Origin of the sequence: Stenotrophomonas sp. 2YAF22, assembly GCF_052114665.1 — a bacterium.
Lineage (GTDB): Bacteria > Pseudomonadota > Gammaproteobacteria > Xanthomonadales > Xanthomonadaceae > Stenotrophomonas > Stenotrophomonas indicatrix.
This window is the reverse complement of record NZ_JBFRFE010000858.1, coordinates 1-1339: the sequence shown is the minus strand read 5'-3', so window position 1 is coordinate 1339 and position 1339 is coordinate 1. Positions and strand designations below refer to the sequence as shown.

General features: G+C 68.2%; 2 protein-coding genes. Both read left to right on the top strand.

Annotated features, from left to right (window positions below):
* Positions 1-879, top strand: an 879-nt coding sequence (locus tag AB4Y84_RS21745; RefSeq protein ID WP_442250945.1) for an ABC transporter permease, incomplete at its 5' end; no start/stop codon positions are given.
* Positions 876-1339: DUF3299 domain-containing protein (locus tag AB4Y84_RS21740; protein WP_442250944.1), on the top strand; the 464-nt coding region annotated here is incomplete at its 3' end. The genes AB4Y84_RS21745 and AB4Y84_RS21740, both read left to right, overlap by 4 nt.

Below are 1339 nucleotides of genomic sequence, written 5' to 3'. Positions count from 1 at the left end.
GGGCATGCGCTGGCATTCGCGCAGGGCCAGCCGTTCGACGACCTGTATGACGCGGTGGTCGGCGCTGAAGTCGCGCAGGCCGCGCACATCGGCCTGGGCTCTGAGATCGTGCTGGCCCATGGCACTGGTGCGGTAACGCTGGCCACGCATGCCGACAAGCCGTTCCGCGTGGTCGGCATCCTGCAGCGTACCGGCACGCCGGTGGATTCGTCCGTGCTGGTGTCATTGCCGGCGATCGAAGCGATCCATGTCGATTGGCGCTCCGGCGTGCAGTTGCGCAGCCAGCATGTCAGCGCAGAACAGGCACGGCAGCTTGACCTGACCCCGACCAGCATCACCGCCTTCATGCTCGGGCTGAACTCGCGCATCGCCACCTTCGGCGTGCAGCGCAGCATCAATGAGTATCCAGACGAAGCGCTGCAGGCGATCCTGCCCGGCGTGACGTTGCAGCAGCTGTGGCAGTCGCTGGGCACTGCCGAGCGCGCGCTGCAGCTGATCAGTGCGATGGTGGTGCTGCTGGGCATGGTGTCACTGATGGCGCTGCTGGTATCGACGCTGCAGGAACGCCGCCGAGAAATGGCGGTGCTGCGCGCCACCGGTGCGCGCCCGGCCTATGTGGCCTGCCTGCTGGTCGTTGAGGCCGTGGCCACTGCAGCAATGGCCTGCGCGTTGGCGCTGGCGGTGCTGACCTGTGCCAGCGCGGCCGGGCGCAGCTGGGCGCTGGCCAATTTCGGTCTGTCGATCACCCACGTCTGGCCGGACGCGCGTGAACTGGCCTGGGTGGGCGGCGTGCTGCTGATCAGCGGGGTTGCCGGCCTGCTGCCTGCGCTGCTGGCCTACCGGCGCACCCTGGCCGATGGCCTGGCGCCTGCCCCATGAGCGCGGGCGTGCGCTGGTTGCTGCTGGCTGCGGCAATGCTGCCGGTTGCCTGCACGCGGCCGACCGATACCGGTGTGCAGGCACTGCCGCCGCCGCCGGTACAGAGCAATGCTGGCACGCAAAGCGAGCAGGAACTGGACTGGCTGCAGATGCTGCCCAGCGACGAACTGGCAGCACTCGAGCGCGGTGAGGGGCCGGAGGTGCAGCACAACGGCAACCGGCGCATGGCCCAGTTCGGTACGTTCCGTACGGTGGACGCGGTACTGGATCGCGCAGTGCGGTTGCCGGGCTACGTGGTGCCTTTGGCCAACGCGGCAGATGGCCGACTGGTCGAATTCCTGTTCGTGCCGTACTACGGCGCGTGCATCCACGTGCCACCGCCGCCACCGAACCAGATCGTGCATGTGGTGCTGCCGCGGCCGATCGCCATGCCCGACATGTACTCGCCGTTCTTCCTGGC